This window comes from uncultured Rikenella sp. (assembly GCF_910577125.1).
In the GTDB taxonomy this organism is placed as follows: domain Bacteria; phylum Bacteroidota; class Bacteroidia; order Bacteroidales; family Rikenellaceae; genus Rikenella.
The window spans coordinates 1-7,655 of record NZ_CAJTMN010000094.1; the positions used below are offsets into that span (position 1 = coordinate 1).

A 7,655-nucleotide genomic window follows, 5' to 3' on the forward strand; every position below is an offset into this window, starting at 1 on the left:
AAAACGAGCTCCGTCGAGTTGCAGGCCTACGCCTGGGGTGGCTCCGGCCCGCGCGGCTCTTCGAGCCACAGGGGTTCGACCTTGTTTCTTGTTCGCGGTTCTTGTCCGCGCGCCTTTGGGAAATCTTGTCAAAACACGCCAGCGAGTTTTGACGATTTCCCTTTTTAGGCGTGGCGCGCGGTCGAGCATTGCCCCGCCTGAAACTGGCCTCGGGCCGGCCGGGCCCCGCGTGCCCGCGGTGGGCAATTGGCTGTGTCAGCCCAATCTACGGATGGGGTAGAGGCTGCCGATTAAGGCCGAGGCTGCCAATAAAACACCCTGTGGGTTCGAGAGGCAACGCAACTGAAGACCAAGGGCGCGGCTGTTTGCATCGCTGGGACCGAGGCCCGCCACGAGGAAACCCAAGTACAAACCGTTCGTACTACTGACAGCCGAAGACCAGCTGTGTCCGCTGTTGCCGACGATCACCGGAGCGCCCGAGTTCGAAACGCGGTAGCCCGGGGCGGGGTACCAGGCCAGCGGGGTTCCCGTTCCCGAGGTGCTTACCTTGTACAACCGACCGTTGGTCGCCTTGTAATTACCTGTTCCGTATTTTTCACCGGCTACGCCGTCCGAGTAGTACGGGAAGGTACCCAGCAACGGCTGTTCAACATCATCCGTACGCGTAAAGTCAGACCAAGTGAAATCACGTCTCAGTATCGGAAGCCTGCCTGTCGCTGTACGTTCGTGCTGCTCCGCAGCGGAACCAGCGTGAAGCCCCACGTGTAATCCCGATTCGCCGGCAGACGGTATTGCTCGTACGGCTGAGACCACCAGCTGTCGTCCCCGCCCAAACCCAGCATCCGGTAGTCGAGACACAGCTCCACGAAGTCACGCGGTGTGATGTCGTCGATGTGCGTCTGCTTCGGCTTGATGTTCCGCCCCGCAGCCTCCGAATGGTCTTCGTCCGGCCGGTAGTTGTTCCACTGGTACGGCTTGTCGCTCTCCTGACCGTCGAAATCCTCCACCGCGTTCCGCAAGGCGTTGAACTCCAGCAGCGAGTCCGCCTCCACCAGCAGCCCCTGGCCGCGCAGCCGCGTGAGCGCCAGCCACCGCGTGTCGGTGTGGTGTCCCGTCTCCTGAGGCCGCACGTAGTCGAAGTTCTCCAACGCCGCATTGCTGCGGTAGAGTCCCACGTTCGTGCCGTAGTTGCGATCCTGATAATTCTCCTCCGGCCCCCGTCCGAAGTATTGCAGCGTCGCCATATCCGCCGGCAGCCGCATCCGCATCCCCACGCGAGGCAGCTCGCTCTTCGACTGCGGATTGCCCTTGAACGCATACCCCACGTGCACCGCCCCCGTCGGATAGACCCGATAGGTCACCGTCAGGCCGCATCCCTCCGGCAGGTCGTACCGCACCGTCACCACAGCTGTATTCCCCTCGGACTCAGCCGCCACCGATGCAGCCGTCGGCTCCTGCGAAGCCCCTTTCCACACCTGCATCCGGCTCGGCATCCGGCTGCCGTAGTCGTTGTCGGTCGGCGCCCGCCAGAAGTTGGGTTGCAGGCCGAACCCGTCTTGCATGTATTCCACGCTCCCGACGCGATACGAGACGATCGTGCCGGTCGTTTTGTTGATCGTCAGACCGAAGCCCGAACCGACCACCTCGATTTCGTTCTGTCCCGCGTCGACGATCACCTGTCCCGGCGCCGAGTAGGTGCGTTTCGCCCCCCGCAGGTGGTCGAGGGCGAACTGTTCGGTCGCCACCACGTCGCCCGCCTTCAACGGCCCGTCCGCCGCCTTGAGGGCTACCGTGAAGTTCACGAAGTACTCCGTCCCCGGCTGCACCGCCAAGCCGTTCAACGGCACCGTCACGATCTTCTTTTCGCCCGGCGCGAGGTTCAGGTTGGTCAGCGTCCCCTGCCGCACCGTCCGCTCATTGGCCGTCACGGTGTATTTGACTGTGTATTTCGACAGCGGCGTGAAGTCGTACCGGTTCTCCACCTCGAACTGCCCGGTCGCCAGATCCACCGGTCGGAACCAGACGTACTGGTACATCTTCTTCACCTCGGCGATCCCGGGATGCGGCGTCCGGTCGGGATTGACCAGCCCGTTGCAGAGGAAGTTCCCGTCCGACGGCCGGTCGGTGCCGAAGTCGCCCCCGTAGGCCCAATAGCTGTTGCCCGTAGCCGTATCCTCGACCAGCAGTCCCTGGTCGACCCAGTCCCAGATGAAGCCCCCCTGAAGGTTGGGCGAGCCGTAGATCGCCTCCCACATATCCCGGAACCCGCCTGTCGAGTTCCCCATCGCATGGGCATACTCCGATGCGATGTACGGCCGGTCGGTCTCCGACCGCCCCCACTGGGCGAAGGTCGCCGCCGAGGGATACTGCGGGCAGAAGATGTCCGTGTTCCACTCTAAAATCGCCCGTTCGTACTGCACCGGACGAAGCGTGTCCATCCCCTTGAGCCACAGGTAGGTCTCGTAGAAGTTGTAGCCGTTCCCGGCCTCGTTCCCCAGGCTCCAGAACATCACGCTCGGGAAGTTCTTGGTCTGGTGGTACATGTTCTGCGTCCGATCCATGTGTTTCGTGAGCCACAGCGGATTATTGCCCAAGGTCTTTCCCTGCGCCAGGTCGTATCCCATCCCGTGCGACTCGATGTTGGCCTCGTTGCAGAGGTAGAAACCGTATTCGTCGGCCAGCTCGTAGAACCGCCGCTGCTGCGGGTAGTGGCACAAACGTATCGCATTGATATTATTGGCCTTCATCAGCCGGAAGTCTTCGCGGATCGTCGCCTCGTCGAGCACGTGGCCGTTCTTCTCGTGGTGCTCGTGGTAGTTGACCCCCTTGATATAGACCGGCCGGCCGTTCACATAGTATTTGTTCCCCTTGATCTCGCTGGTACGGAACCCGATCCGCGCGCTGGTATACTCCACGAATCGCCCGTTGTGCCGGATCTTCAGCACGAGGTTATAGAGGTACGGATCCTCGGCGCTCCACCGGCGGACGTTCCGGAAGGCGTCGGCGTTGTTTCGCGCCGTCCGCCGGAACCGCACCGTGTCGCGTCCGTAGCCGTCGAGTTCGATCTCCTGATACGAGTAGTCGACCATCCGCCCCTGGGCGTCCTCCAGCTCGAACCAGACTTGTACCGGCCCCGACGGCCGGATGAAGTTGTTGACCATCGCCACATCCACGTTCAGTATCCCGTCGGTGTAGGTCGAGTCGAGGGTCGAGACGATGTAGAAGTCTTCGATGTGCGTCTTGGGCTGCGAGTAGATGTAGACGCCGCGTTCGATCCCGCTGAGCCGCCAGAAGTCCTGACACTCCAGATACGACCCCGTGCTCCAGCGGTAGATTTCCAGCGCCAGGACGTTGGTTCCCTCGCGCAGGTAGCGGTTGAGTTTGAACTCCGCGGCGTCCTTCGAGTCTTCGCTGTATCCGACCTTGTGGCCGTTGAGGTAGACGATCACGCCGGACTTGGCCCCGCCGATGTGCAGGTAGACGTCGCGGTCTTTCAGCACGAGCGGCGCCTCGAAGGTCGTCCGGTAGAGCCCCACTTCATTGGCCGCCGGCAGCTGCGGCGGGGTCGGTTTGTACGGCGCGAACTCGTAAGGCTGGTTGGTGTAGATCGCGTCTCCGTACCCATTGACCTCCCACGTGGCCGGCACGGCCAGCGTGTCCCAGCCCGAGGCGTCGAACTCCGGTTTGTAGAAGTCCGCGGGCCGCTCCCGGTGATCCGGCAGCCACTTGAACTGCCACGGCCGGTTGAGCGAGATGTAATGTTCCGAGGTGGTGTAGTCGTTCGCCGCGGCGAGGTCGCGGTTGTGGTAGGACATGAAGTATGCCCGCGGCGTCTCCCGCCCCACGTGTGCGATTTCGGGGTTCTGCCACTCCGGCACGGCAGCCGTGGCGGTCGCGTTTTCGCGGTCGTTTTCGCCGAATTGCCACCGGGTCGGCGGCAGCTGGCCGTAAGCCGTGCCGAAAGTCGAAAGGCCGACCGCGGCCGACAAGATGAACAGTTGGGTCTTCAGGGTCATAGGTGTCTGGGTTCGTTGTGCATGGATAAAATACGAGGGGCTATCGATCGTTTCGGTAGCAGTAGCTGGTCGCGCAAGGCCGTGCGCCGCGCCGCACGACAACGGTGCGGTCGCATCCCCGGTGGTAGTGTCCGTCGCATCCGTAGCGGTGCACGCGGTATCCGCGCCGATTCACCGGTCGCGTTTCTGCAGTTCGGTTGTCGTAGCGGCAACGGTCTGCGGGACAATTATAACCCGCCGGGCATGCTGCTCCGTTCTGGACGGCGCACTGTTCCCGCCGGTAGCAGCTGTCGGCCAGAGGGCAATATTTGTTTCCCGGGCGGCATGCAGCTCCGTTCCGGACGGCGCACTGTTCCCGCCGGTAGCAGCTGTCGGCCAGAGGGCAATATTCGTTTCCCGGGCGGCATGCAGCTCCGTTCCGGACGGCGCACTGCTCCCGCCGGTAGCAGCTGTCGGCCAGAGGACAATATTTGTTTCCCGGGCGGCATGCAGCTCCGTTCCGGACAGCGCACTGCTCCCGCCGGTAGCAACTGTCGGTCAAAGGGTAATATTTGTTTCCCGGGCGGCATGCTGCCTGTCTCTCCGGCGTGCATCTGTAGTAAGGGCAGGCGTCTGCCGTCCGCCGTTCCGTGTTCTGTCGTTGAACGGTAGTCTGCCGCCAGCCGTTTCCGCCGCAGCAGCCGCGTCCTCCCCGTGCCTGAACGGTCAGGGTGCCGGTCAGCAGGAGCAGTCCGGCGAGGGTTCCGATTCGTAAGGTTTTCATAACGGTATGTGAAATTATTTAATTTTTCTTTTAGTGCGGTGTTTTCGGTCTTCCGTTTATTCCGAGAGGCAACGCAACTGAAAACCGTGACCGCGGGTGTTCGTGTTGATGGGGTCGATATCCCGCGCGCTGAACCACAAGAACCGCCCGTTGATACCGCTCACTGCAGACGACCAGCTATAGCCGTTGCTGCTGACGTACACCAGACTGCCTAATCGCCCATCGTTGCCTGCGCCGCGGAAGCCCGGGGCGGGGTTTGTCGGGTCGGAGCCAGCGAGGCTGGAAACAAGCCCCGCGAAGTTGCAGGCCTACGCCTGGGTGGTTCCGGCCCGCGTGACTCTTCGAGTCGCAAGAGCCCCGTTCAAACAAAGCTTTTACCCAATTCTCCTCCCCGTGTTCGCCTCATTGCGGTTCCGCTGCCTTTTCCCGCGCGCCTTGGAAAATCATATTCAAAAGCGAGAAACGCTTTTGAATGATTTTCCTGTTAAGGCGACGGCGCGCGATTGGTTTGAGGGTACTGCCCTCGGGCCGGGCGGGCCCCACGTCCCGTGGACGGGCGAAACAGCGTTTCGCTGCGGTAGTCTCGCCCGATTCTTGTGCGCCTGCAGAGCCACTGTTAACCAGTTCCATCTATTTCTGCCGGAAGTAGATCTGCATCGGCACGCCGGTGAAATCCCACTCCCCCCGGATCCGGTTCTCGAGGAAACGCCGGTACGAGTCCTTCACGTACTGCGGCAGGTTGACGAAAAAGGCGAACTGCGGCGTCGGCGTCGGCAGCATCATTGCATACTTGATCCGGATGTACTTCCCCTTGATGCTCGGCGGCGGCGTCTGTTCGATGATCGGCAGGATGAATTCGTTGAGCACGGCCGTCGGAATCCTCCGGTGCCGGTTTTCGCACACCCGCAGCGCTGTCTTGAGGACATCGAAAATGCGCTGTTTCTCGGTCACCGACGTGAAGACGATCGGCACGTCGTCGAACGGTGCCAGTTTCCGGCGGATCTGTTCCGTGTACTCCTTCATCGTGTTGGCCTGCTTGTCCGGCACCGTGTCCCACTTGTTGACCGCGATGACGCATCCCTTGCGGTTTTTCACGATCAGGTGGAAGATGTTCATGTCCTGCGCGTCGACCCCCTGCGACGCGTCGAGCATCAGGATGGCCGTGTCGCAATCCTCGATGGCCCGGATCGTCCGCATCACCGAGTAGAACTCCAGGTCGTCCGTCACCTTCTGTTTTTTGCGCAGCCCGGCGGTGTCGACTAGGTGGAACTCCATCCCGTACTTATTATAATAGGTATGGATGGAGTCGCGTGTCGTTCCGGCGATCGGCGTGACGATGTTCCGCTCCTCGCCCAGCAAGGCATTGGTCAGCGACGATTTTCCGACGTTCGGCCGTCCGACGATGGCGATTTTCGGCACCGCCGTATCCGCTTCGTCCGCAGCTGTTTCGGTGTCGGTCTCCGGAGGCAGCAAAGCCACCACGGCGTCGAGCAGTTCTCCCGTTCCCGATCCGGTCATCGAGCTGATGGTGATCGGCTCGCCGAGTCCCAGGGAATAAAATTCGTAAGCCTCGGTCTGCCGCATGGTGTTGTCCACCTTGTTGACCGTCAGGTGCACCGGTTTGGATTGCCTCCGCAACATTTCGGCCATCCGCAGGTCGAGATCCGTCACTCCCGTCTCGACGTCCACCATGAAGATCAGTTCGTCGGCCTCTTCGATCGCCAGCTTCACCTGCCGGCAGATGGCTTGTTCGAAGACATCCTCCGAGTTGACCGTGAAACCGCCGGTGTCGATCACCGTGAATTCGCGTCCGTTCCAGTCGGTGGTTCCGTAGTGCCGGTCTCGGGTGGTGCCTTCGGTGGCGTCGACAATGGCCTGCCGCATCCCCACGAGCCGGTTGAAGAGGGTGCTTTTGCCCACATTCGGCCGTCCGACGATGGCTACGATATTTCCCATAACGATTTTTCGGTTGTGATTATTCCGTCCGGCGGGCCGTACATTCGGCATCGGTCGGGTATGTATGCAAAGGTACGGAAAATTTTCTTACCGGGCGGGTGAATTGTAAGTTGCTGGTAATCAATGCAGGTTCGATGTGTTATTAAAATTTTTTAAAAAATTACAAAAATAATTTTGTAATTCGGAATCGGTGTTTTACCTTTGTGGCATCGATTTAGGGAGGTGGCAGTTTGGTAACAGATTGCTTCTTTTCATAAAAAGAGTTTGGGTTAGTAGCTTTCGGGGTGGTTCCCGGAAGCGGGAAGCAGGACAGGCCGTGACGGACTGTCCTGCTTTTGTTTTGTGAGTGGGGGTAGGGTAGTGAGTTCGCCCCGCCCCGGGCTACGGCGAGAGAGCCAATGGCGGGCTGAGCAGCGTCGGCTACGGCGGTTATAGCTGGTCTTCGACGGTCAACGGTACCTATGGCATATACTTGAGTTTCAACGTGACGTGGCTCGATCCCAGCGGCGTGAACAGCCGTAGCTACGGTTTTCAGTTGCGTTGCCTCTCGGAATAAACGCGCCCGCAGGGCGTTTTACTGGCCGTGTCTACCCCATATTTGCCCACCGCGGGCACGCGGGGCCCGCCCGGCCCGAGGGCAGTACCCTCAAACCAACCGCGCGCGACTGCTGGAAAAGGAAATCGTTCAAAGCGACTTGCGCTTTGAACAAGATTTCCGCCAGCGCGCGGACAAAGAACAGCACCAAGCTCGACCGCGCGCCACGCCTAAAAAGGGAAATCGTCAAAACTCGCTTGCGTGTTTTGACTATATTTCCCTAGGCGCGCGGACAAAGAATGGGGCCAAGCAAACCAGTAAGCGATACGCAGTATCGCTCTGTCCCGCCGGGGTCACCCGGACGCCGCCCGCGCAGGGCAGTTCT

At 60.8% G+C, this 7,655-nt stretch carries 5 protein-coding genes; all 5 read right to left on the reverse strand.

Features of this window, described 5'->3' with window-relative positions:
* Positions 1 to 255: 255 nt before the first annotated feature.
* A complete protein-coding gene (locus QZ292_RS08655) occupies positions 256 to 639 on the reverse strand; it encodes a hypothetical protein (RefSeq protein WP_294600591.1) in 384 nt (127 codons plus the stop codon).
* A gap of 53 nt (positions 640 to 692) precedes the next feature.
* On the reverse strand, positions 693 to 4,016 hold the full coding sequence (locus QZ292_RS08660; RefSeq protein WP_294600593.1) for a glycoside hydrolase family 2 TIM barrel-domain containing protein: 3,324 nt from the start codon (positions 4,014 to 4,016) through the stop codon (positions 693 to 695).
* A 40-nt stretch (positions 4,017 to 4,056) separates the two neighbouring features.
* A complete protein-coding gene (locus QZ292_RS08665; protein ID WP_294600595.1) occupies positions 4,057 to 4,779 on the reverse strand; it encodes a hypothetical protein in 723 nt (240 codons plus the stop codon).
* 56 nt (positions 4,780 to 4,835) lie between these two features.
* Positions 4,836 to 4,982, reverse strand: coding sequence for a hypothetical protein (locus QZ292_RS08670; protein WP_294600597.1), 147 nt, complete (start codon positions 4,980 to 4,982; stop codon positions 4,836 to 4,838).
* Between the two features lie 427 nt (positions 4,983 to 5,409).
* On the reverse strand, positions 5,410 to 6,735 hold the full coding sequence (der, locus tag QZ292_RS08675) for a ribosome biogenesis GTPase Der (protein ID WP_294600599.1): 1,326 nt from the start codon (positions 6,733 to 6,735) through the stop codon (positions 5,410 to 5,412).
* Positions 6,736 to 7,655 lie beyond the last annotated feature (920 nt).